Here is a 26664-nt window from a genome sequence, read left to right on the forward strand (position 1 = left end):
CCAGGGCGGGATTAAGCTTTGTTAAATCTTTTAACCAAAGAAAATCTCGCTCCTAAAATCGCCATTCCATGCTGCCTTTCTTATCTTGGTTGGTTTACTGGCTTTTAGCGGATGCTGCTCTAAAAGGTTCAGCACGATACGCCGAAATAGCGCCATCTTCTTCGCGTTTTCACGGTCACCCATTCTTGAGCTGTCTTCCCTAAAGGTGACGTCAAGCACCCAGTGTTGCTGGTTCTCGATGTGCCAATGCTGACGCACCGCTTTGGCTGCAAGTTCGACGTCCAGAGGTAAAGAACTTAAGTAATAATCCGTATTAATGCTTGTAACACCTTTATATGTTCGTTGACGCTCAACGGCAATTAGCGACTTGGCTGATGGCCACTTTTTCGCGAGCGCCTGCGGCAGCTTTGCTGGAATTTGAAATGTCGTGCGACGCTCCTTACGGCCATGCCCCTTGTCATCCTCTTCGATACTCAATATGTCGACGCCGTCGTTATCCCAGTGAGGTTGGAACTGCATCTCTATGGCCTGCCTAAGTAGAGGTTGGTTGCCTTTTACCTGAACAACATAGTCACCTTTAGCTTTGATGATTTGTTGAAGCGTTTCCCGCTGGCAGTGAAGTGCATCAAAGGTTACAACAGCGTCTTTAATGTCTAACATGTGCAACAGCGCTTGAACCGTTGCGATTTCGTTACCTTTGGTCTGTGTATCTTGCTGATACAGCACAATTCCTTGTTCGGTATCAAAGGCCGAAACGAGGTGTAGCGCATTTTTAGCGCCATGTTGATTAACTGCACCCCGCAACGTTTTGCCGTCGATAGCGATTAATGGCTTGGATGAGGCCTCTCTTAAGCTATTTGCCCAACTAAAGAGCGCCAACACCAGTATTTCGGTATCGATGACTTTAATGATCCGAGCAATGGAATGCCGAGTCGGGATCCCTTTGTCAAAATCTCGATGTTTACGTAGCCAAGATAGGTTCTCTTTGCCGAATTCTTCGATAGCTTGCCAGCCATCACAACCTGAAGTGATTGCCGCTAAAACGAGAAAAATAATATCAACTAAATCATGGTCTAGGTTGATGTGAGAGCGAGGGTCTTCGATGAGTTTCAAGTGTTCAAATAAGGACATGGATTAGGTTCAGTAGAATAACATGCCCGATCAGATCATGCAGATACGAAGAAGTTCCCTACTGTTAACAAAGTATGATCCCGCCCTGGCTCCAACCAGACGTCATCAATTCATTAAAATCACGACGTGAAAGTACATTGGAACAATCGCGCCAATCTTTCTCTAATGGAGACATAGTCTCGGTGTAACGCAGATCAAAACCGTTAGCCTGTTTCTGGGCGTTGATGTACTCATCCAGCACGACACTTAGGACATACATCAAACCAGTTGTAGCCACGCGTAATGACATCACTTTTAAACACCACTATTTTGTGCCAGTCGCAATTCGAACAAATAAATGTCGTGCAAGGGGGAGGAACAGGCATGGTAATCCTTACGCAAGCTTGAATTTGACACATGCTACACGATAAGACTCAACCTTTTCTACTCACTAAGATCATATTTTTAATAAATATTTGCACTATAAATTACGGTGTCTTCATCTTTGCTGTATATGTATTTTTTAGCACTACACTGAAACCATATTGTGGTAAACGCAAACACATTAACTTAAACATCAGTGGCATCATGCAGGTGTAGTATCCTCTTGCCAGACTATCTAAAATTCTCACTTCACAATTTCAATTAAACATGCGATTTTTAAAATATATTAATTAAAATTAACGTGTTATAGTATTTTAAATTAAAAACAAGGTAGCCAGAATGGACTCAAAAGCTCAAAACATGCGTCAAAAAGTACAGCATATTTTAGATAGTAACGCATTGCACTCTCACCAAATCAATGCTGCACAAAAAACCTTTAATGCATTATCAAGTGAGCAAGTCAGGGCCGTTGTTACCGCTGCGGAAATGCAAGCAGGCAAATCGGGAATCGCGCTGGCTTTATGTTGTTTACAACGACTTAGCTTAACTGTTCAACAAATTTGTAACAGAGCACAGCTCAAAGATACACTTTACCTTGTCACAATGCCCGATACCGCACTCAAAGAACAAGCTGAAGAAGACTTAAAATTAGCCAAAAACGTTGTTGTCAGTAACTTTGTTAACTTTGAAAAAGCGCTTGAGAATGAGTTCAAAGGCAACCCACCTAAACTGATTATTATCGACGAATGTCACTATGGCTCTAATGTGGCAGCCGTTCGATATAGCAAAATTTTCGATTATCTAGAACAAGAAAACGATTCCTGCAACGTTGTGTTTATTTCAGCAACACCTTTTGGTGCGCTTTACGGTGCGGAAACCGAATATCAAGAAGCGTTAGAACTGCAAACAGAAGCAGAATCTAAGCAGGATGAAGAGCTTTTAAAAGAAGCTAATGATGTTGCCTCTAAAGCACTCAAGGATTCGATTTTAAGACGCGACTTCAATACTCGCCTGGTTTTTCATAAAACAAGTGATGAGTATTACGGTGTTCGCGAAATGTTAAATAATGGTAAGGTTAAAGCGCTTATTGACGATAACCGCAATTTTCTTTTCCCATCGCAGGAAAGAGATGCATTTATAACTCAATTTAAGCAACACGAAGGGATGGGGTGGTCGTTAGTTAGGGTACCAGCAGGATTGGCAATGGAGGCCAAACAATTTTTAATCACGCAAGGAATTGACGAAAACGCCATCTACATTATCGGTAATTCATTGAGTGGTGTACCAGAAGACGAACATTGCTCAATTGAAAGATTTAAAAAGGAGTTTGATGACGCATTGTTGTTCGAAGATAAACTGATAGCGATTACGGTCGCCAGTGCCCGCGCGGGTATCAATTTCGGTGCGATGATGAAAAACAATCTCATCTCTACTTGGGATAGTACAGTCGCCAGTGTCGCTGCTGTAGTTCAAGCAAACATTGGTCGTGCGTGTGGTTACCATGGCAATAATGCATCGACCCACTACACCAACTTAAATGCAACTGAAGCATATGGCGCAATCCTAGACCACTTAGAACTTACCTGTTCCGACAACGCCGCCTCTGATTTTGATGGATTGAAAGAGTTTTTTGATGATATTTGTCAAGAATATCAAGTAAATGGCCTTGATGTTGGACTTACAATTAAATACAAACGTCGTAGACCAATCGGAGATGTAGAAACCTATAAAACCGATAGTTACGTTGCAGTCCCAGCGAAGCTGCTTGAGGAAGATGCAGATTTTAGCCAATTCACTCGAGACAAGCATTTTTTACAGGCAATAGACGTTATTCGGAATGAATTTACTGCTAAAGGAGCTCCCTGCGTCAAAGGCAGTCGTGCTATGCGCGGTAAAGGCAAAAACTGGATAAAAGCGCACTGGGTAAATGGCGATAGTTTTGACAATCCAGAAAAAGCCCGCGCGGACGGAACTCAAAAACAAAAAACATTCTTATATACGCAAATGCTCGATGACGGCGAATACCTCGAATTTAATAGAGTCGTAGCCCCTGGCTCTGGCGAATTGTCAGAGAACAAATTGATAGCAGCAGCCATCTTTAGTGTTTACAACATTTCTCGTCGTAAAGTTGATAAGAAAATCATGTCACTAGAGGATGTTTGGGAAATGTGTGACCATTTCGGAATCGAAAGAGATGACACTATGTTAGTGCTTTATAAACGTGGAGAATACGATATTGATCGCTCCATCAGTAAAAAACAGCACAACGAATTACCAGAAAAAACAGGCTCACTTAGTGATGAATCCCACTTTTCAGACAAAGTAAATTCTGCACATTAAAAATGCCGATGAGCCTTAGACTATACAGCTGGGTAACCTAATGACCGCTTTATACAAATATCGACAACAGGTTGAAAATGCGATTTCAGCAAATACCTTCGAGCATCAGCGTAATGCTGCAGCAAAAACCTTTGCAAAATTCAGTGCTGGTTCTCGAGCAGTTGTGTTAGCCGCTGAAATGCAATCTGGTAAATCAGGGATTGCACTGGCGTTATCCGGGTTGCAAAGACTTTCGCTTACCGACGACCAAATCAGTGACAGAAAGCGCTTAAAAGATACACTTTACCTAATCACCATGGCTGATATAGCCCTTCAAGAACAAGCTAAAAAAGATTTAGCTCCATGTAAAAATGTCGTTGTAAGCAACTTTACCAACTTCGAAACAGCCCTAAAAGTGGATTTTAAACATCATCAGCCACAACTTATTATCATTGATGAATGCCACTACGGTTCAAGTAGCGACAGTGTCCGTTATGATAAAGTGTTCAGTTACTTAGAAAAAGATAATATTCATTGCCGAGTTGCTTTTGTTTCCGCAACACCATTCAGCGCTCTTTATGCTGCGGGTGCAGACTCCATATTGCACCATAACTTTAATACCTCCCTCGTATTTCATCAGACAAGTAGCGAATATCATGGTATTCGCCAGATGCATCGCTTCAACCAGATTATTAAACTTGATGAGAGTCACCGAGATTTCTGTGAAGAATCGCTGATGAGAAAGCGCTTTATTAAGCAATTTAAAGAACATGTGGGTACTGGTTGGTCTCTCGTCAGAGTTCCAAGTAGTCAAGCAAAGTTGGCAAAACAGATCTTACTCGAAAATGGTATTGATGAAGACCAAATTCACATAGTTGGCCAAAAGTTAGTCGGTGTTGAGGATCATGAACTCTGCTCCATTGATGATTTAAAAAGGGAGTTTGAAACGGCGAGTCTATTTGATGAAAAACTGATTGCTATTACTGTCGCAGGATTCCGCGCTGGTGTTAATTTTGGTCAGGAAATGAAAGAGACATTAATCAATACCTGGGACAGTAGTATTGCCAACATTGCAGCAGTGGTCCAGGCCAACATTGGTCGTGCATGTGGCTATCATCAAAATATACAGGCAAAACACTATACCAATCTAGATGCGGTTCGAGCATACAGTGAGTTATTAGAGCATTTAGAGTCCCGAGATAAGGACAAAGAGTTTGAAGGACTTCAGGACGTATTTGAACAAATTTGTGCTAAGTATGATGTCCGAGGATTCGACAGAGGCACTGTTGTTACACCAACAATAGAAACTATCGTAACCAGAAAGCTTAATGACTCAAAAACATACTTAACCAAAGGTTACATTGTCGTACCTGGTAAGCTTACTGATTCAGACTTCGATTATAGTGTATTGACTTCCGACCCTGAATTACTAAGCGCCATTCAGCTTATTCGGCAAGAACTTCTCGACAATGATGGGCCATTTCGCAAAAAAGGTCGCGCATTACGTGGTGATCATCAAAACTGGATTAAGGCTCAATGGGTTAATGGTGTCACTTATAATGACTACACACCTAGTTGTGCGAAATCTAGAGCACAACATTTTACTCAGCGCTTAAATAATGGTGAATCAGTCGAATTCAACCGCATTGTTAATCCTGGCGGTGGTGAGAAAACCGAAGATAAACGAGTGATGGCCAGTATCTTTAGTATTTACAATTTGTCAGGTCAAATGGACGCCTACAAGCGTGCGATGGACATCGAAGATATGGCAGAAATTTGTACGCTATTTGATATCGAGCTAGATGACACGTTAATCTTACTCTATCTACGAGGTGATTACTCTCAAGAGCTAACCGATTCGATCGTACAAAACGATGAGACCTTACACAGTGGTAGGATCAAGCATATGAGCGTGTTTTAAATTCAACTAAACTAAAGTGATTATTGCATGTAATACAGCCCAGTTAACAACAAATTAACTGAGCTAACACAATATGCTTATCCATTAAACCTATCGATAAACGTTTGATTCCCAACAATCCATAATCTCAGCCTTGCACGAGAGATCGATACATAAAGCATTTTCTCATCGGCATCATGCTCATCAATAATCCAGAGAATTAAAATTTTTGACTCAAGCCCTTTAAAACGTTTTGAGGTTTCTACCAATATCTTTGAATTAGGTGAAAACTCTTTAAATGCCCATAAATGTTTATTTCTAGACTTTGATAGTAAATCTTGAGCTTGAGAGTACAATCCAATGGTTATCACAGCAATATCATTGGGGTTGATATTTTCTGTACTTACAAGCTTCGAAACTAATTTGTCAATTTCACTAGCCTGCTGTTCAATAGTCGATTTGGAAATAAATTGAGTCTCTTCTCCTTCCAGTTTTGGAGCTTCAACGTCAGCCCCTTTGTAGTACTGATAAGCGGCTTCGTGTATAAACCTTGTGTTTCTACAGTTATCAAATAAGTATAATGGTTCGCAGCTAATTGGAAGCTCAGTTTCATCTGAGTAAATAGCTTGGTTACAATCCCGAAAAATATATAGCTTAGTATCAGCCTTCTGATCTAATAACAACTCAATGGCTAACCAATATTCAGCTTTAAAATCCTGACCTTCATCAACTAAAACAACATCATATTCAATTGGCGCTATTTCATAGCTATCGATTAACGCACTGGGCATAATTACATCGTAAAAGTCAGCTTTAGGGTAAGCCGTTTTCGACTCTTCTATTAAGTCTCTCCCAGTATTATTCTTTGCTTGTCGTACTCGCCATGAACAAAATTCATGGAAACTCATAGAGTGGAGAGATTCAAAACACTCAGTTTTAGTCTTAAGTGAATCACCTAATTTTTGATTGTAGCAAAGCAGTAAGACTTTCAATCCCTGCACAGAGAGACTGATTGCTTGATCCAGCGCTAAAACAGTTTTTCCAGTTCCTGCTCCGCCTTCGATTAAAGCTTGTTTTCTTCTTTTTAATTGTCTTAGAATACTTTTCTGCTGGTTCGTTAATTCAATTTGTTTTTCAATTTCTTTTTCAATACTTGAACGCAAAGAAGGTCGAATTGTAACTTGCTTTCCATAAATTTGTTCAGCCGCTTTAATACCTTGCTCTCCCAATTTTTCGTAATAAGGAGTTTCACCAGACCAAAACTCAAAAACACTTGTTACCCAATCATTGAGGTTACTAAGGTTGCGATTCGTCCCAATTATTTGGAGGGCCATTTCAGGTGTTACCAAAGGTGCCGCATGCTCTATATCAGGAAACATAACTGCATGTCCAAGGAGTAAGTTCTTTTTGCCCATTTTTTGCTGCAGATGATTTCTTATCTCATATTTTGCGTCTCTTGCTTGTCTTACAGGGTTTTTTATTTCATGCGTATTACTGTTTCGATCAATCGAATACCACTGGTCGATTGATTTATCGTATTTAATTCCACCACCTTTAACTTCAACTACCAATATACCGAGTGAAGGTGAGAAAATAACAAAATCGGCCTCCCTGTCTCCATGGCTATTACTTTTTGATGTCTTCTTAATGAATTCTAACGAATGAACAATAAGACAATCATTAGGTAATTGTTTAGCTAACGCTTTATAAAGTTTTTGTTCTGCATTTGATGAAATATCTCCGATTTGTACATCAGATAATCTTGGAATAATGTTCGCCATCAATATGTTTCCCATGCCGGATCAAACTTTTTCTTAATCTGCTCACCAGAATTGAGTTCTTGAAGAGTAACTTTGTGAAATGCTCCCTTCTTCTCAACCTCGCAAATCTCATATACGCCATTTAGTAACCTGTATTTATCACCTATTTGGGGTTTTTTTTCGTAAACTTTAGTATCTGCTTTGCTCAATTGTTTCCAACTATTATCAAACATGAAACGATTTGCTTCTTGTACGGGATTTTCAAATAAATAGACATTTGGTTTTTGTGTGTTTATATTTTCAACGACAAACAGCCACCAATTATCATTAACTTGGGCAAACTCTAGTTGCGATTTAGTAACAGCAACACCCCCTTCCCCCCATACTCCTGTTAATGTTTTTACTTCTATATACCTAACCACTTCGTCTTTTGAGTTTAATTCTAGAATATCATAGCCTTTATTATTAACTGACGCTTTCTCAAATCTATGTGAGTTAGCAATGATATAATCAGATGAGTGTTTTAGAATATGGTTCTCACCTTTATTACCAATTTCTGTAGCAATTGTTTTTTTATCTTCGGTCTCTTTAGTATCTATTTCTTTTTCACGCCCAACATAAAGTGGTTTTCTATCATTCGGGCTTACAATATCAGAGGAGGATTTTTCATGTTTAGTATCAGATTTACTATTGGGATGACTTGAACCATTTCTTTGATATGCTTCGGAATTAGTATTCCTACTGTTGATGTTGGAACTACTACTCCGTCCTTTCCTTTCGTCAATATTCTCATTTTTTATATTGTTAGATTTTGACTTAGTTGGTGGTGCAATTTCATCACCAACTGAATTAGGTTTGTATTGTTCATCCACGACTTCCGTTTCTACGGATTCACTCTCCATATCATCAATACCAAAACGTTCTTCGACTGTATTACCAGAATCATCACCATAAAGGGATATCCCCTCATCAAAATTTATCTTTTCGGGTAACGATTTTATGTTTTTTTGATCCAATAGCGATTTAATTTCTCCAATAGAAAATAAATCATTCCTGAGAATTCGGCCTATTATGCTAAAGCTATCCCTACCTAGCGAAGAAGTATCACTGATGAAAGCTGCGATACTTTCATAAATATCTTCCATATCGTCTTGATTTAAAAGATATAGTGACAGGTCATCAATATCTTGAAAGGTAACAGCCGTTAAATCGTCATATATCCATTTACCATTTACGGAATAATTTACAACAAGAGATTTCATCAAATAAAGGTTTTCAGGCAATAAAGAGTTAATTAAATCGTGGCTCATGTCCTCTTCATTAATTCTTCCTTCATGATACATTAGCCGTAAGATTGCAGACTTAAACACTTCACTGTGAATGGCATCGCCCAATAAACCTATACTGTCTAAAGATTCTATTGAATTTTGAACATCTAATTTTGCTTGTATATTGCTAGCTAATGAGAGCACTCCGCATTTTTCAGCTAGGTTTTTAAATTGATGTTGGCAGAATTCTATTTCCTCATTTTTACTAGTAGAACTATCGTATGAATCTAAATCCTTGAGGTATAACTGTCCAGCATCTAACAACTTATCCGAGCGAGACAACAATGGAATATTCGAATGATTCAAGTCGCCTATACTGCTATTCTGCAATTCAGATAATATAGCTTTGGCATCTTTTAGGTTTTGAGTTGATAGTTTTTCATTTTGTGGGAGTTCGCTTAAAAATTTAATTAAGTATTCAATATCAGGTTTTTCTTCAACCCCAAGCTTTTTAAGTCCTTCAGCTAACTTTGAATCAATACCGTCACTTGCAATTAATTCATCCCAACTGAAGATACCAGAAAGTTGAATTGGCCTTTGAAAAACTTTACTTGCTGACAACCAATTATTTTTAATTAAAACCCCTTTTATTCTAATGTCTTCAGGTATTTGGGTTGGAAATATTTTAGTATTTCGCCCTAAGTATTTATAAAACTCTTTTGCAAACTCAGTAACCCTTGAGTCTGTAACTCGATTTGAATTACTCAAATGAATTAATCGTCTAAAACTGTCAAATATACTTTCATTTGGAAGAATAACTAAAAGACCAATTTTTTGGGCCATGTCAAAAACAGAGAATTCAGCATCTTCATCTTTTTTCCCTAATTTTATCTTTGATGATATGCAGAAATGCACTCCACCGGCCTTTTTATAATCACTATTCAAAATAAGCTGGCTTGGTTTTTGTAGTTGTTTGAATTCTTTCTCTGGAAATAAAGTTCTATCGTTAAATTTTTGTGCAGGAATCCAAGGCATTGCAGAAAGTGATGCAAAAATATTTTTATTCTCATAATTCATATTTTCGAAAATCTCGAAGTGATTAGATATATAGTTTATGAGTTCAATTGATTTCTCTACATTTTGCTCTCTAACTATTGAACTTGCTAATGAGATTATGTGCGCAGGAATTATTGAATTTGACGCCCCCAGTATTGTTAGTAATTTCATCCAATTGTTTTGGGTTACTGGGTCTTTAAAAGTATATGGAACATAATTAATATCCTGCATAGCAGTTGGTAAGCTGGCGAAAAGCGTAGGATGATAATAGTTGCCAGCTTTATTTAGATTGCAATCAGAATCAATTACAAAATAGGCTGTGGACAAACTTAAAACTAGATCTTGTTCTTCTGCTTCATCTAATTCATTTACAAGTTCGTCCCAGCTATTCGCTAACCATTCTGAAATTATTATAACATCATCAACTGAAGGTTCATTTTCAATAAATGGTAAAATAACTTGCTTAAGGTAATTCAAAGGGGTTTGCTCTTCAAAACCCATTTTTAGGCACATTTGATGATGTTTTTCACCTAACGTACTAATTATTTCAAACTCTCCTTTTAAGTTATGGACATGTTTGGGGGGCGAAAAACCAGCAGACAAATATAGTTTCACATCCGAATTTTTTGCGTAAATATCTCCGTTTTCTGATGACAAGAACGGCATGTCATTTAGGTATTCTTTTTCGTTTTCATCCAACTCATCTATCCATGAGATATTTTGCGCCAAGATGTCGGTAAAATACTCTCTAATTTCCTTGTTTTGAAAAAATTCGTATTCATCTACAGGAAGGTAAATCAAGTAGTTAGAAAGAGTGTGAGAATTTAATTCCTTAATAAATTCACATCCCTCCAATTTTGTTAATGGACTATATAAACTCATATAGCTAGGATGTATGACATCCATTCCAGCATCTGTTAAATAATGGATATTGTCGAACTCAGTTCTTTGCAAATAGAAAGGGGACTCTCTATCAGCACCGAGCTGTTTAAATTCACCGTTACTTAATCGAACAATCTCTAGCGCAGAAATTTCTTCCGTCAACTTTGAAATTTCGTTTTCATCAGCAGAATAAATTAATTTAATTACATTTTTTAACCATGACTTATTACTTCGATCATATGATGCTAAGTGCTCATTTAAAAGCACTAGATAGTTTTCAAGCGAGGGGATTAGCCAAGAAGAAGGCAGCATCTCTGCATATTTCACAATATCGACTAATTCCGGGTGAACAAAGAGATTCTTGTCATTTTGAAAGACTGATAAATTTGGATTAGCGTCAACTAGCCTTTTTTCGTTCACAAAATCTAAATTGGAGTTTAACGTTAGTGATAAAGGTAACTTGTTTAAATTGCTATAATTTTGGTCAGTCTCTGCCTCGGCACAATAAATTATAATTTCTCTTAACCAATCTATTCTCGACAACATAGAAATAGACATTTCATCTATAGGAATAGGAAGTTCAATATTTTTTGTTGCTTTGAGTAAGAAATCTCTAATGCACTCCGGCGTCACGGCTCGTAAATTATGATCTATTACATCAAACCCATCGAGCACATGTGAAGTTGGTTTTGGGACTATAATTGAAAAATGCTGTTGAATTGCCAGTAACAGATTTTTAGACGCATTAGGAAGATAATAGATATTATCGCTCGGCTTATTCCAAAAAACTTTAGCTTTATTTTTTGTCCGAATACATTCTAAACTCATTGCTGATTGGAAGAAACCTTCAACTAAAGCATCATCAAATTCGTCTCCACTATTCTTTGGCCAGAGAGAATAATAACTATTTACAGGACAGATGGCTTTTATAAAATCAATTAATAGCGCCCAAGCAGGACCTACAGCGTCTCGAAATAAGAGACGATTCCATTCAATCAATATTTCTTTGTCGTTGCCTTTTCCATCTGCTGATATTTCAGTTCGCTTTGGATTTAGATCAAACCAGCCATGGATATGAACGGCATGCTTTGATTTTATGGGAAGATGCAAAAATGAATAAATATCAGGATTGTCTAACTTTTTAATTACTCCTTTTTCACTTATCGGAACGGCGACTCCTGCCCAAGGCAAAACTTTTCTAGGGTTTGGTGATATGTTCAGAACTTTTATTGCTTGCTCTATTAAAACGTCATTACGACCACGAAATAGACCATTTACAACTGCCCAGCTTTCGTTAGTTTCAAAACTGTTATTTTTTACACTATCAAAAAATTTAATTGTAAAATGATGTTCATATTTGAATAATGGAAGTTGCACATTATTTTTTCTCCAACGTTCACAGATATCTAACAAACTAGAAGAAAATTCTTCTTGTATTTTGTCGCCAATAGTCTTGATTTCATCTGTGTTCGTAGTCCTAATTTCAACATGGACTATACGCTCATTTTTTTCGTTAATTTCTTGGAGGGTGAGCTTTTGTAGATGCCTAAGGAATAATAATCCTGAAGACCGACTTTTCCATTCATGGCACCATTCTAAAAAATCTTCAAACGAAAATACTTCATGACTGATTCCACCCAAAGTGGCGGTAGATTTTGTTCTCAACGGTAAACGAAAAGCAGTCCCTTTAATTGGGTTATCTAACTGAAAAGTTCTTATCCAATCTGAAATATCTTCCTCATCATTTTCGGTATACCAACCTTGGATACTTTTAACCTTTTCTTTGGCAACTGCGATTTTTAATACGTCAAACCAGTAGGCTCTTCCACTAGACACAAATGAAGGGTGATCTGAAATGCTAAAACTTGAACTAAAACCTTGACCAAATCGACCAGTAGAATTGGGGTCTTCAACTTTGCCTTGTGCACTAATTTTGACTATCGCCTCAAAATCTTTTTGTTTAAAACTTGAATTATTTTGAATAATCAGTGACGGCCCACTTGCAGCCTGAAACTTAGTTTCAATTAGTGATGAATGCTCTCTTCTGTCAAAGGTGACTATTAATTCTGTAGCACCAGAATCATCTGCGTTTTGTAAATACTCCTTCAATATAGAGTTTTTTGGATATCCATCTATTAGGTCCCTTATTCTTGGGATTAGATCTTCTTCATAATTATCTTCAAACGGCATAAGAAATCCCTTTCATAATGATTGTAATGACCGAAGGTATTTAGCTGGCATTTCGAGATATGCCTAAATCAAGAAAATTTAAATCGATATTAAAAGTTCTGACTTATCTGCTTGCCTTTCAAAAAACGCCTTATCAATATATATTTACTTTATTAATCTTAATCACTGGCGTTAAGCACTCTTGAAGGCTCAAACCACCGTGATTGTAATAATCACCACCGACATAACCTGCAATGCCTGGAGCCATCGCAACTGTGACACTTGGATTCCAATGCCAAGGAACCGTTAACCCAGATGAGCTCATATTGTCTTTCAAAATAGCGCAACGAGTTAAGCGCTTTTTAACCGATGTTTTAGGGATGCTCGCCTCAGCCAACTTGTTTGGCACCCAAAGCCAGCCGTGATCTGTTACAACCTTAATTCGCTTCCATCCAGCATTCAAAAGCCCTTCTATTCGAGCAGCAACATCATTAAGCACAGCATCAATGTGTAATGGCATTTTACGTTGCTGAGCATGCCCCATGTTATCTAAGTCGCCCGTTTGCACCCAGGCATAACCATCGGGTTCACCGGTTTCTAAACCATCTAAATATTGCCAACCTTTTTCGGCTAAGGCTTTTTTAAACTGATAAGCAGAAAACTCTGACTCGGTACCTACTAGAACAGGTGTAAAGTTTTCATTATCTTGAAGGCCCGACAATAAATCAGCCACCGGCGTAACCGCAGCTTTAGCTGTCGCAGTTAACGATGGTAGTGCCGCCCATTGGGTGGTTAAATCAATATTAAGGCCAAGCCTACTTAACTTAACTTCTAATAATTTCGCGGTATCAAAACGCAAACCATCAACAAAAAAGATAACCTCACTGCCTACTGTGTAATGTGATGTAGATTCTTTAATTTGATTATCACCAGGGTAGCCATTTTGCTCTACTAAGGTTTGAAAATTCAATGTTACCAGCTCTAACCACGGGGTATAGATAACCGTTAATACATCAGCAATCACTTCTTGCTGGTGGATATCTTGCGCCTTAGCCATGGCGGCAATGGCCGAAGCATCAGCTTGCCAAAATCGTTGTTGGTAAAACTCTGCCATCGCTTGAGGTGTTGAACCACTAAAGGGGATTTCTGTATGCTCAAGCACAGCTTTTAACTCAGCTAATATTGCTAGCCATGGAGATAAACCTAATTGAGCCCAAACCCAAGATTGGCGCTGGTGTTGTTCGCTCCATAATCGAGTAATAACCGCAGCAATATCAACACGCATCTTATCTTTTAGCGCTTTTAGCTCACTTTCAATCATAAGTTCGTCGCGGTTATTTTCAAATAGGTAATGCTGCGCCTCAAAAGCTAAGTCTGATGGCTCAACATCAGCTAAACGCTTAACCAATAAAGGAAGGTTAGATGCGGTATCAATAAAGCGCTGCCACACACTTTGCCAAGCGCCATCGGCTGCACATAGCAGTGTTAATGGGATATTCAGTTCAGTCTGAGTCGGAGTGAAACCGTAATTCTGAGCACAAGACTGCTTGAAAATATCCCATTTATTGCCTTGCCATTGGGACTCTTTCTCTTGGGGATTATTCAACCAACCCAAAATATCTTTAGCAGGATCATTTAACACAATCGCATAAAACTCATCCGCGGTGAGTTTCTTACCCTGTAAACGATCTGCCGGTGATTCAAGAATATCCGGCAACACCTGAATTATCGCATCCAAGGTTTTTTTATCTTTAGCTAAATCTAGACCTAAACCGACATTGGGATTGGTCAAAAATGACGATACACTCCAATCACGGCCAGCTGAGTTATACGCCCACCAGCAACCACGATATTGAAGCTCTGCTAGCGGACGAAGATAATCAGGGCACTGCTCGATGGTACGTAAATCTTTACGGCCAACACCAGGTAAATAGATGATAGGCGTTTTACTAGCAGGTAATTGGCAATCCTCTAACACCCCCGCAATAGCACACTTAATCCATATTGCGGGGCCTGTACGCTCCTCAGGCTTATACTCGCCAAGCTCTATCAATTCAGGCAGTTGCTGCTTAATAAACGGCATTGCAGACTGCCATTGGCATTCAATATCAGTCCACAAAATAGCTGCAGGTGCAACTTGCACAGCGGAATTGTAGGTAGCACAGTTTCGTAGTTGTGTTGCTAAAAAATCGATTATAGTTACCATAATTACACTATTTCCAATGCTTCAATTTGTTGCAGCCATGCATTAAATAACTCACATTTCCCACGCATTACTTCAAGGCCTACGTCTAGTGCTGCAAGAGTTCCCATAAGTGGTTTTTCATAATTATGAATCAACTTTATGATGCGCTTACTCGGTGCTGTTTGCGGGCTGTTGTTGATGTGTTCAGGTGAAGCGAACTTATCAGCTATAGCTTGGAACTCCCCGACTAAATCCGGCTTATCCATACCTAAAGCCATTTTCTCAGGATCGCTGAATAATAAACCTTCAAACTCATACATTTGTACAAAAGGAATAAAGCGCCTCATCACATCAGTACCCAGCGCTTCCGTCAACTTTGCTATCAATTCATTTTGTAGCGTTGTTGCTTTATCAGTAATTGCTGCATTAGCCGCTAAAGCATTTTTTCCTGGGAATGATTCAGGTAATCCATAAAAATCAAAGAAAGTAGTGCAATAACAATTTTTATCTGCAGTAAGGCGATTTCTTACATCGACCAAAAGACGTTCGAACTTGAAGTTACCACCTTTATGCCCAGGTTTACCGATTAACGCAGGCCTTAAATAAATACCTTTATGGGCAAAGGGCTCTACCAGTAAATTATTAACAAAAGCTTCTTCTGTTTGCCCTTCACAAATGACATGAACGGTGATCATTTTGACGGCCTCCCGCCTAAAATATTCTTCTCCCATAGCTCACCAATTGAATAATCTTCAAGCCAAGATTTAAAATCATCTTCTTCTAAACGCTTGAAGCTAGATACACCATTCTCTCTTTCAACAACAATAAGATCATCAATTTCAAACTCATTCAACAAAGGCACTGATTGGGTCGAAACAATCACCTGCATCCGTTGTGACGCAGAGCGCAACAATGCCCCTAGCAAGGTAATAGCGTAAGGGTGAAGCCCTAATTCCGGCTCATCAATAATGATGGTTGAAGGCGGTGTAGGCTGCAGTAATGCTGTCACCAAACATATAAAGCGGATCGAGCCATCTGATAACTGGCTAGGCCATAACGCATAATCACTATCTACTTGTGTCCATAATAGACGAACTTGCTCTTCCCCCGTATCTAACTCAGTCGGCTTTAACACAAAATCGTTAAAAAATGGCACGGCTAGCTTAACCGTCTTACGAATCTGACTATAAACGTCAGGCTCTTTGTTTTTAAGCTCGTATAAATAAGCAGCTAAATTCGACGCGTCATTACGTAAATATTCGTTATCATGCACAGAAGATAAACGCTTTACTCCTGCCGTGTCGCTAGTATCGTGAAAATGGTATACACGCCAACTAGAGATTGAACTGTAACAGTAATCAGCAACAGCTCCTTTTCCATCCTTTTCATATTTAACTTTTAACTTTGCCTCATCATGTCCAGAACCTAAAGAAATCCACTTATCACCATAATAAGGTCCTTTAAAGTAAAGAGATTCTTGAGAGAAAGTAAAACCACCATCGACAGTAGGTTCCAAAAGAAATTTATAGCCATTAATACCAAAGGTAACAAAAGAACCGAATTTTTCAGTTTCTTTTACACCAAAGCTTAATACCCGATCGGCCCCACCTTGCTTCTTATTCCATACCTGTAAACGTCCATCAAGCATTTCACCGAGTAAACGAAAATATGAGACAAAGTTACTCTTGCCAACTCCGTTAGCACCAATTAAGACGTTTAAACTGTTTAATCTTAAGTTTGTCATCGACTTAATCGATTTAAAACCGATAATGCTCAACTCATTGATGGGGTTTACTGTACCCATTTCATATATCCTCTTTTAACTTTTCTCTAACCGCTTTCTTTTCTGCAATCGTTAAGTGGTGGTCGTTGATACGGTCGCCTTCTTTGCCGCCGTATTCTGGGCCTAGGTGGAACCAAGGTGCTGAGGCGACGTCTGTGCCCCGATCTTTCTTCCAATGGATATTTGGTGCCGCACGTAATACCCCTGCGCCTTTTTTACCCATATCTTGGGCGTACATAAATGGACGAATGTTTAAGCGCACACCATCGTTTAAGTCTGGATTCCAGCCAATAGGTTGTTCAGCTAAAGGTTTCCAGCGCACGAAGATATCTAAGCCTGGTTTACCTGGTAGAGCTTCACCTTCAAGGATAGCTTCTAGCTGCACTTTTAGGTTTTCAGCGGCTGACAAACGAATGTCTGCCCCATCGATATTATCGGCAATTCCGCGTTTTTGGGTGCTTATCCAGTCATCGAGGTAGGTATAGATAAGACGTTCAAGGCCTTTATAGTCCAGCTTGTGATAATTCACTAATGCCGAAAAGCCATCTTTTAATCCATCCCAAATCTGCCAGATGAAGGGTCTATGTTGGAATAGCTTACAATGTTGTTCAAAAAACTTATCACGAAGCCAATCATCTATGCTGGTGGATTTCACAGCCTTAAGTAGATTAGCTTCAACCGAGTTTGACCACTTTGTGCCATAGGCTTTTTGTAATATCGCCTCTATACGTTTTACCGCGTTCATTTCACCGCGAATAGCGGGAATACAAACAATGCCATCATCATCGACTAGACCATCAAAACCAGCATTTTTTAGCATCACCTGACGCATTTCAGGTGCCAGTTCCATGCCTTCGTCTAACTCAGCAGGCCATTTGTAGCCTAGCAGACGAGCAACAGCGACTTGCAGTACGGTATCATCTTGGCGTAATTCGCCAACGGCTGTGGTTTTAGTTTCTACGTCCCAAATTACTGAAGCGCAAGGATGACCGTGGAAGATCCATTGAGTTGGATCATCAGAAAAAGCCTCTGGTAACCCATTGGGGAGCTCGGTATTAGCCTTCTTTGACCAAAAAGTTTCATCGTATTCAACTTTCAAGAAGCTAGCATTTGTAACTTTTAAGGCCTGATCTACCTCTCTAACTTTCTCTGCAAAACTAGAGTCTCTAGTAAAACACCAAATAGCGGCTAAATTGGTTCCACTATCAGGAACTAAGTTCGCAGCATTTTTATCAAAGACATCTCCATGAGTAATTGTTGGATATAACTTTCCCATTTGGCCTACTCTTATCCCTTTACTCCCTAGGACCTTCTTTCCATTCATAACTTCGCTTGGGAAGTTATGGGCACCGGAAAAACGAACTAACTCCCCCTTACCAGACTCCCATAAAATAGTTTGCTCCCTACCTCCAAAAAAAACCTCTTTAGTAACAGAACCCATATAGGGAGCCCAACGTTCATCGAAATTAACTCGCTCCCAAAAGTAAGCGATAAAACGTGGCATGTCGCCAGTAGTTAGTCCTTCGATACTGCTAGCATAAGCACCAAGTAAATTTTGAGTTGATAGCTTTTTAAATGAAATTCTAAAATCAGGATTATCTAGTTGTATCTTCTGCGAAATCGACTCAACTAGCACTCCTTTGATGCTGTCACTTTTCGATGATGCCGACGCATAACCAGACACGTCAACGCCACTTAATTGGAAGTTTTTATCAGCTTTACTCTTAGAGATTGTTATGAGTTGAACATTAAAGTCCCACATAGGAGTCTGAAATCCCTTAGGTCCTAATTTAGCTAGGATATCCCAAGAAAATTTTGATAGTAGTTCCTTTCGAAATTGCTTGTAACCAGACAAAAACAACCAATTTTGAGGTAAAACGACACTAGCACTACCTTCAAGACCACACAGATGTAAGCATTTTTCTAAAAATACCGTTGCCAGATCATTTTTAGAATTTGAATGGTTTTTAACACAAAAATTGCTTAGCACTAAAGATTGCTTACCTCTGGCAAGGTAAGGGACATTGGTTACTACATACTGATATTTAATAGATAGCAAGCTAGCAGCCTTAGCTAGACCATGTGCAGTTGCCTTCGCATCATTACTTGCTTCTAACTTGTTAGTCATCGCTTGTTGCAACAATTCCCACGGTGGTATTTGCCCTTCTTTAAGCGCTTTTGTTGGGTTAATCAAGCTCCCTAACGTTGGGGCATCTTTAAAGGTATGTTGCATCCAGGTAATGGCATCAGTAAGTGCTTCATCGCCCTTAGCTAAATTTTTCCACTCTTTTTGCGCCTCAGTAATCGACATCCCTGAACAGGCGAGTTGCAGTTCAGGTAATGCACGATAGCCACCCGCACCAGGATATCGCCATGCTTCCAGTGCTAAGGCAAAAGCCGCCAGTTCTACACAGCGTTGATCAAGCTCAAGGCCATGAATGTTATCTTGCAATACGGCATTGACCGCCTCTTTAGCGGTTAAGCCTTCAAGATGCATGCGCATTGGCACTAACATTAAAAAGACTGCCACTAAGAAGTGGCCAGAACCACAGCACGGGTCGAGGGTTTTCAGTTCACTTAAATGCTCAGGCCATTTGTCAAAATCACCAGCAGCACTCTTCCAGATCCCCTCATTCTGTTCGCTGTTGGCACTTTTATCTTCGCTGTCGGCACTTTTATCTTCGCTGTAGGCACCTTCATCCTTAACAAAGCGAAGGTATTCAAGTGGTACTCCTGGAATAGCGGCTAGTTCACGCAGTTCTTGCTCGCTGTTAGCGCGGATTAAATCATCACTACTTAAACGGCGTTTAGCCCACCAGGCTCCTAGGGCATTGTCCAATAAAAACGACACCATATAAGGCTCGGTAAATAACTGGGTGACTGGGCTTAGCTCTTTGGCACCAATCTTTACCCCAGACTCATTCACCTGTTTTTTCTTTTTATTTTGCCAAAACTGATAACACCAACCTAAGCTGTCTTGGGCTTGGAAAGTAGCTAAATCTAACTCAGCGATGAGGTTTTCGAGGGTATTGATATGGTTAATGGATAGCTTAATCTCAAATACTGGTGAGTCGGCACGAAATATTTGTGGCAACATTTTTTGTGCCAAACGCCCTGCCAGCTCCCAACCATCTTTGCAATCGGGTTCTTCTTCAGCAAGCTCGTTGCACTCATCCAGTGTAACCGGGGTGCCTTCATACATGAGCAGATTATTTTGCTCGAGATAGCGAGCAAACAGCATGCGGTGCCAGTGCTCATAGGCCATTTCATTGACCAATGATTCGGTTTCTTGTTCGCTACCCACGAGCTTATCGCCTAACTGGCGAGCATGGGCGCGCAGAGTGTTACGCAGCTTACGCTCATCATCGGATAAATAGCTGGGTGCCTGGGCAACGCTAATACCTAATCGTGTTAGCGCATCAGTTACTGCGGCTTCAACCACCTCGCGTGCTTTTTCAACTGTTGTCTCTAATTTTTTACGTAATGCTTTATCGAGTGAACTGCGCATAGTAATCTCTTAAATTTGTTAGTCACAATTGTCTTGCCGCTAGTGTTTAGACTCGATCAATTAGTTATTAGCCATTAGTCATCAATCGTTAGCCATATATGTGATAAACCCTTGCTTGTGTGATGAACACATAGAGCAAGGGTGAGCGGCTATATATGTAAATGCACCATTTAAGATGGCACAACTGGTCCTTTGGCAAGTTCTTCACGTAGCTCTTGCTCGACTTTTGTCAGCCAGTTTTGTAGCTGGGTTTCGTTTTCGATTAACGACTTATTGAGTTTGTAATACCTGACTTTTGGTGTCAGCTCACTGATGGCATCTTTAAGTACTTGGTCGAAAATACTCGGTAGCGCGGCAGTTTTATCACTCCATTGATCAAAATTTATCTCATCGAGCGAATCGAACACGCCAGCTGCATCACTGACATTAACTTCTGGCAACTTATCGAGATGACGTTTTTTTAAGAATTCATTGCGTTTAGTTTCATTGAGTTTTTGCCAGTTTTCATCTTCTTCTAGCTCGAGCATGCAAGCTTTATGCTCTTGCTGGTATTCTGTTAACCGACTCGTTAGCGTGTCGCGTAAGCCATTGACCGCTTGCTTGAGTAAGGTATCCACTGGATTTGGATCGTCTAACAAGCTGCGATTAGCGATAATCGCTTGGCGCTCTATATCTAAAGTAGTAAAAATGCCTAAATCTTTTGAATACTTAAGTGCAAGTAAAAATTCTTTCCAACGGATTTCGCGAGCTTTAACTTTATCTGCTAAAGCCTGCCAATCAGAAAAGTCGCTGAGTAATTGATCTTTATTATCGAACACCTGTTGTAATTGGTCGTTGCCTGAGTGCATTTCTAAATCAGTGAGTAATTTAGTGTTTGGCGCCATAGGTAATGGCGCTTCACCACCAGCACGACGAGCAAGGTTACGGGCATTAATAATGGCTTGTGGTAGATTGGTTGCTTCTTCACCGGCATTGCATGTTTGATCATGCAAAGTACTAATCACGCCACGCACCTTGATTAACTGTACTTTTGATAAAGTGATATTTTCAGGGCGGAATTTTGTTTGCGATATAGAAGACCTGTCTAGTTTTTTAGCGTCTACCGCTCTCTCTTGGCTGTCGGCGGCGCGTAAAACATTGGCTGCTACCATAGCAAGTAGTGCGCCATCGATGGTGTCTTTACTCCAACCGTAAGGCGCTTGGCGGAAGTTTTCGACAATATCTTTACCAGGCTTCATTGAACCAATAAAACGTTTTATTTCGGCGCACACTGGGTGTTTGTCGGCATCATCATTATGGCTAATAGCTTCGAGTGCATTGGCATCCGCATGCTTACTCGCACGCTCAAACACTTTAGCCCAGCCTTTATCATCTGCCATTTTAAATTTATAGTACAAGCGCTGACAGGCTATTTCACCGGCATTTTGAATTTGATCTTTTAGGTTTTCGCCTTCAACTTCTTGACCACCCGCTAAGCGAACTTGGATTTGCGAGAAGATATCTTTCAGCAATGCCTTTTTAGTTCGCTCGGCATCTCGTAAACGAGTCTCCATGGCATCTTTAGCTTCTTTACCTGCGTCGGTAGTGGCGCCACCACGAATGTCTAAGGTGTTCTCTGCCGCTTTAAGCGAGACGATTGCCGCTTGTAATTCACTACGGTGCGATGTCGGCACATGAATAAAGATGGTTGCCTCATCAGGATCGCTACCCCGTGATAAATCATTAAACTGCTTCTCTGTTACTTCTGGTGCCCAAGCGCAGATTTTTGTATTTGCATCTTTAGGCAGTTCACCCTCAAAAATCGCCGTGATCATGCGAGACTCTGCAACACTGCCTTGGGTAATGCGTGCTTGAGCAATTTGCTGACGTACATAGGTTTGAAGTTCTTTAGAACGGTATGACTCCAGCATTTGTGGGTTACCGATTAAATCAGATTCCTGACGGCGAAATTCATCGTACCAGGCTTGGCTTTCAACCGTTTGTAAGCGGTACTCTTGCCCTACTGTGGTTTCCATCGACATGATTAAATGCTCATCCTCAAGCACTTGCAACATTTTGGGTACGATTGGGCGCAGTTTGTGTTTATCTTGCTGTAAATCTTCTAATAATAAATCCGCTAGGCTGTCTACCGTTGAATGAATGCCATACTCGACATCACTCGGAAGTTTACTAATGAGTAAAATAAGTGCTAATAAGCGACCTTGTAATTGCTCATCTTCATTACCCGCTTTCTTACGGCTGATGGTTTCGTAAATGTCTTTTGATATCACACCTGTTTGTAGCAAATTAGTCGCAATTTGGTCGTATATAAAATCGGCGGGGACCACATAACCTAGCTCTTTTTCTGCGGTATTTTTAACAGCCTCATGTACCACACGTAATTGATTGCGCAGTTGAGAGCCGGTACCGGTTTTATCTAGTGCGGGAAGAATTCGCTCCCAAAAGCGACGACGGACAGGTAATAGTGGATAGTCTTTTACCATCCATTTTTCATCGTCTTTATTGTGTTCTATGGTACTACCACGCAAATGACGTGATATTTCACCTAGGTTGTTATCAATAACCGCTTGAACTTGTGCTTCTGCCGAGCTTTTCTTTTGCAGAATAACTTTACGGATCACTGAATCCACGTCGGTGTCTTCAAGTTGCACCGGCACTTGGAAACGGCCTAATAAACGTTGCAAGTTAGACATACCCGATAAGGCACTTTGGCCTGTGGCGATAAACAGTAATTTAGATTTTAATGCGCTTGCACCACTACAGGTTTCTACCACTTCTTGAACATCAAACGCCCTCTGGGCATCATCACTGATGTACTGCTGTACTTCATCAAGCACGACAAGGGTTAACGGTAGTTCACCATCAACAGATATTGCATCAACTAAAGCCGATACCATTTCATCGTTGGTGACATCTTTTACAATTGTGTATTGAGAACGAAGCATCTCACGCACTTCTTTGGCGTCTGATGCAAAACCTGGGATCGCGTCTAATATGGCGGTATGCAGTATTGGAGATACATGAAGATTTTTAAGCTCTTTGTCCCAGCTATCGACACCGTCTTTCGCTTTTGCGTGAGTTTTTACATATTGTTGTACTTGAGCTAATACGCCTTCTGCTTTTAACCACATAACAAAACGAGCGAGATGATACTGCTCTGGCAAACCGACAGATTTAAAGATAATGCCAAGAAATGCCATACGCACTTGGTCTCGAACACCGGCACCGAGTGTGCCTGATGCGGCATGTAAACCACCGTGATTAATGGCTAGTGATGATAGCTCATCAAAATGTGCGGCAATGTGAGGAGGTAGTTCAACAACACTGCGTGCATTGCTTCCATCATTTAGCGTTTGGTTAGTCCATAAAGTACGTAGCATTTTTGCTAAGTGAGACTTACCAGAACCAAAGAATCCACTGATCCACACACCTGGTTGTTCACTATTGGTTTTAACCGCACTTAAGTAGTGACTTAAAATGCTGTCCATACCTTTAGCGTAAGCCCCATCGCACACAAAGGTTCTTAATTCGTATTCGAGTGTTTCAAGCGCGGCTTTTGAGTGATCGTCCTTGACTTGTGCAACACCATTGTTAGCTAAACGACTATTGATTGGGTCGTTTATAAAAATTTCACGGTTTAACATCCTTGATCCCTATGAATTAGCTGAAATTGCGGTGGCGTGATATCCCCAACCGTCCTTTGCATCTAGTAATTGAAAATTATTGTTATGTACTTCGCCTGGAAAAAATATCACCAAGCGTCCCTTTACATGTTCAGCCACGGCTTCAACAAGCCCTGATACTGAAGCAAAACCAAATAATGTACCGCAACCTAACATTGCGATGACTTCATTTTCATCTTGGTCATCGACAAACTGTTTTTTAAGACTCTCAACAAGTTCATCAGCAAAGTCACCATAAAGCCCTGTTAGGTATTCAGGGTCTTCAAAATAGGTTTCTTTGTAATCTTGGTCAGCCATCCATGTTTCAAAGCTGTTGGTTAAGTCCAATAGCGTCCACGGATGGCTATACTGGGTTGTGGCCTGTTCAAACTCGCCTATTCGGGCTCTTAGTTTTAGCTCATCTTCTTTGTGATAAACCAAAAAAATGGTTCGTTCATCCGCAGACACAGTTGATGGCCATGGAAGGCTAATATGACTTTCATAGCTGTTTAACAGTTTTGATAATCTATCTGACATTACCTACACCTTAGGTATTTCAATATTTGGAAACGTCACTTCGACAACTTCACTGGCTTGCTTGAAGTTAATCAGGCCTCGAAGTGAGGCACTATGCGCTAATTCAAAAAGCCTGGCTTTATCTTGGTTTAACAATTTGCACCAAAAGCTATCAAACATTCTTTGGCCAGACAGACCATTACAATGCGCGAGAAATAATGCATAGGCAACATGGATATAGGTGACTTTCGGTATTGCGCGGTATTTTTTGGCTTTACCGGTCAAATAACCCGCTTGGGTCCAAGTGCCATTAATGTTCTGAGCAAATGATTTTAGTGAGGCTGGGCTAAAGCGATCGGGATCATCTGTGGCCAAATGGGCTTCTACTGTTTCACGGGAAATATGTTCACCTGGCTCAAGATTTAAGATCAGTTCAGCTGAGCCTCTTAATATAGGATCTCGTGCAACAGCTAGCTGTAATGCCAAGATGGCATGTGCATCTTCTGATAACGCCCAAAATTTACGTAAAATGATGAATAATGGCACTTCTAATGAAAGTCCATAAAGATCAACTAGATGACGATAAGTTAACTTGCGAGATTTTTCAGTCGGCTTGTGTAAAATATTGAACTCAACAATATCTCTTTCATAGTCTGGACGCATCGAATTTTCAGGACAAGAGAACAACAGTGTTGATAACTCTTCAATCATCATACTACGCGCTGAATGTGCTCCATTTTTGCCAAATTTAAAGCCAATTTTGACAAGCTCTTCTGATTGTTCCATACGAAAGAATAAACCTATGTTTTTCTGAACAAAACTTGTTCAAACTTAATGATTTAATTACTAAGTATCTTATCGCAATTAATATTAAAACTCAGCAAAAAAAGTCTATCAAAAGGTCTATTCGTGCTCAAATGCTAATTGGCAGTTTGAACCCAACCAGAACGCCACATTTTCTATGATTGTAAATGGTTGAACGCACGAGGCCTGTTTAGTCAATCACGTCTTTTATTCGAATTAGCTTTATGTTTGGTGTCATGCTGAACTCTTGGTAATGGTTTCTTTCCATTACCTATGCCAGTAATTTTTAACTTTTCCAAATATTTTCAGATATATATCACTCCTGTGCATAAGCCCATTAACGCTTTCAAGGAGCCAGATATGTCAACAAAAGCGATACCCACCAAAGCTGAACCTAACGACTCGATAGATCAGCCGATCAATCAATGGCCGCAGACTGCCGAAGCGATCCTAGCCTCTGCCGCCAATATCATTGCCGAACGCTATGTAAAGAAGGACGCCTATACCAATCCGCAGGCCACTAAGGATTTTTTAACTTACAAACTGGGCGGTTATGAACGGGAGGTGTTTGCAGTGATGCTGCTCGATAACCAGCATCAATTACTGGAGTTTAAAGAGCTGTTCTTTGGCACTTTAGATGCCGCCAGTGTTTATCCTCGGGAGGTGGTTAAAGCTGTGTTGGCCGCCAATGCCGCAGCGGTGATTTTTGCCCATAACCATCCATCCGGCGAGTCTGAACCTTCGGCTGCAGATAAGAACATCACTCAACGGTTAACCGATGCATTAGCGCTTATCGATGTGCGTGTGCTTGACCATATCGTGGTTGGCCGCACACCAGTGTCCTTTGCTGAGCGCGGCTTACTCTAGCCAGCGTTTAAACCTGCCACACCTTTTTAAGGAGTCCATCATGATTGAATTTACTGATAGCTTTTCACAGGCCTGTGTTGCTGAGGCCTGCGCCGCGTTTCCGGAACTGCGTAACCGCTTAGCGGTTGAACTCATTTTGCCGATGTTTGTCCGTCCACTTAATGCCATGGGCCAAGTGATTGGCAAGCCGATTGTGGCACCAAATCCAAAGCTGCATAAAACCGTATTGAGTGTGTTTCACCGTGATGTGGTTGAGCACTTACCCAAGGAGATCAGCTTTTGCCGCTATGTTTGCCCCTGTGATAGTTATGGTGTGCCAACAGGTGAATGGCAGCGGGTGATCAACGGGGTGTACTTCAACCATGGCAGCAACGAGCAACCGAATTGGAGCGTACACACCTAAAGACCGTTACCTGTCATCACCCACTCCACTAATCGGCTGTATTAACCACTCTTACTAGCACTGGTATTTATCACTGCTCTCGCCAGTC

15 protein-coding genes are annotated in these 26664 nt (G+C 40.3%); 4 read left to right on the forward strand and 11 right to left on the reverse strand.

Going from position 1 to position 26664, the window contains the following annotated elements:
- Nucleotides 1-30: 30 nt before the first annotated feature.
- Nucleotides 31-1131, reverse strand: a complete 1101-nt coding sequence (locus BW947_RS12440; protein WP_076499763.1) for an ISAs1 family transposase — start codon at nt 1129-1131, stop codon at nt 31-33.
- A gap of 64 nt (nt 1132-1195) precedes the next feature.
- A complete protein-coding gene (locus BW947_RS12445; protein ID WP_143562244.1) occupies nt 1196-1423 on the reverse strand; it encodes a hypothetical protein in 228 nt (75 codons plus the stop codon).
- A gap of 410 nt (nt 1424-1833) precedes the next feature.
- On the opposite strand from BW947_RS12445, the gene BW947_RS12450 reads away from it, so the two are divergent.
- Both BW947_RS12450 and BW947_RS12455 read left to right on the forward strand, forming a co-directional pair.
- Nucleotides 1834-3834, forward strand: a complete 2001-nt coding sequence (locus tag BW947_RS12450; protein WP_076500053.1) for a DEAD/DEAH box helicase family protein — start codon at nt 1834-1836, stop codon at nt 3832-3834.
- Between the two features lie 40 nt (nt 3835-3874).
- Nucleotides 3875-5734, forward strand: a complete 1860-nt coding sequence (locus BW947_RS12455) for a DEAD/DEAH box helicase family protein (protein ID WP_076500065.1) — start codon at nt 3875-3877, stop codon at nt 5732-5734.
- 77 nt (nt 5735-5811) lie between these two features.
- On the opposite strand, the gene BW947_RS12460 is transcribed toward BW947_RS12455, so the two are convergent.
- The 9 genes from BW947_RS12460 to BW947_RS12500 form a co-directional block, all read right to left on the reverse strand.
- On the reverse strand, nt 5812-7494 hold the full coding sequence (locus tag BW947_RS12460; protein ID WP_076500067.1) for a nuclease-related domain-containing DEAD/DEAH box helicase: 1683 nt from the start codon (nt 7492-7494) through the stop codon (nt 5812-5814).
- Nucleotides 7494-12869 carry a protein NO VEIN domain-containing protein gene (locus BW947_RS12465; RefSeq protein WP_076500069.1) on the reverse strand — a complete coding sequence of 1792 codons (5376 nt, stop codon included), beginning with the start codon at nt 12867-12869 and terminating at the stop codon, nt 7494-7496. Before BW947_RS12465 ends, BW947_RS12460 begins: the two co-directional genes overlap by 1 nt.
- Before the next feature lie 133 nt (nt 12870-13002).
- Nucleotides 13003-15054: a BREX-1 system phosphatase PglZ type B gene (gene pglZ / locus BW947_RS12470; RefSeq protein WP_076500071.1), complete on the reverse strand. Its 2052-nt coding sequence runs from the start codon at nt 15052-15054 to the stop codon at nt 13003-13005.
- A 2-nt stretch (nt 15055-15056) separates the two neighbouring features.
- The gene (locus tag BW947_RS12475; protein ID WP_076500073.1) at nt 15057-15728 is read right to left on the reverse strand and encodes a DUF4276 family protein; all 672 of its coding nucleotides are present in this window, start codon (nt 15726-15728) and stop codon (nt 15057-15059) included.
- A complete protein-coding gene (locus tag BW947_RS12480) occupies nt 15725-16837 on the reverse strand; it encodes an AAA family ATPase (RefSeq protein WP_076500075.1) in 1113 nt (370 codons plus the stop codon). Before BW947_RS12480 ends, BW947_RS12475 begins: the two co-directional genes overlap by 4 nt.
- A 1-nt stretch (nt 16838) precedes the next feature.
- Nucleotides 16839-20324 (reverse strand): Eco57I restriction-modification methylase domain-containing protein, encoded by a 3486-nt coding sequence (locus BW947_RS12485; protein WP_076500077.1) that lies wholly within the window; start codon nt 20322-20324, stop codon nt 16839-16841.
- Nucleotides 20325-20494: 170 nt separating this feature from the next.
- Nucleotides 20495-23968 carry a BREX system P-loop protein BrxC gene (gene brxC, locus BW947_RS12490; RefSeq protein ID WP_076500079.1) on the reverse strand — a complete coding sequence of 1158 codons (3474 nt, stop codon included), beginning with the start codon at nt 23966-23968 and terminating at the stop codon, nt 20495-20497.
- Between the two features lie 9 nt (nt 23969-23977).
- A complete protein-coding gene (locus BW947_RS12495) occupies nt 23978-24523 on the reverse strand; it encodes a BREX protein BrxB domain-containing protein (RefSeq protein ID WP_076500081.1) in 546 nt (181 codons plus the stop codon).
- A 3-nt stretch (nt 24524-24526) separates the two neighbouring features.
- Nucleotides 24527-25288, reverse strand: a complete 762-nt coding sequence (locus BW947_RS12500) for a hypothetical protein (protein ID WP_076500083.1) — start codon at nt 25286-25288, stop codon at nt 24527-24529.
- Between the two features lie 378 nt (nt 25289-25666).
- Between BW947_RS12500 and radC the strand changes: the two genes are divergently transcribed.
- Both radC and BW947_RS12510 read left to right on the forward strand, forming a co-directional pair.
- A complete protein-coding gene (gene radC, locus BW947_RS12505) occupies nt 25667-26173 on the forward strand; it encodes a RadC family protein (protein ID WP_076500085.1) in 507 nt (168 codons plus the stop codon).
- 40 nt (nt 26174-26213) lie between these two features.
- The gene (locus tag BW947_RS12510) at nt 26214-26576 is read left to right on the forward strand and encodes a hypothetical protein (RefSeq protein ID WP_076500087.1); all 363 of its coding nucleotides are present in this window, start codon (nt 26214-26216) and stop codon (nt 26574-26576) included.
- Nucleotides 26577-26664 lie beyond the last annotated feature (88 nt).

This window comes from Shewanella morhuae (genome assembly GCF_900156405.1).
Classification (GTDB): domain Bacteria; phylum Pseudomonadota; class Gammaproteobacteria; order Enterobacterales; family Shewanellaceae; genus Shewanella; species Shewanella morhuae.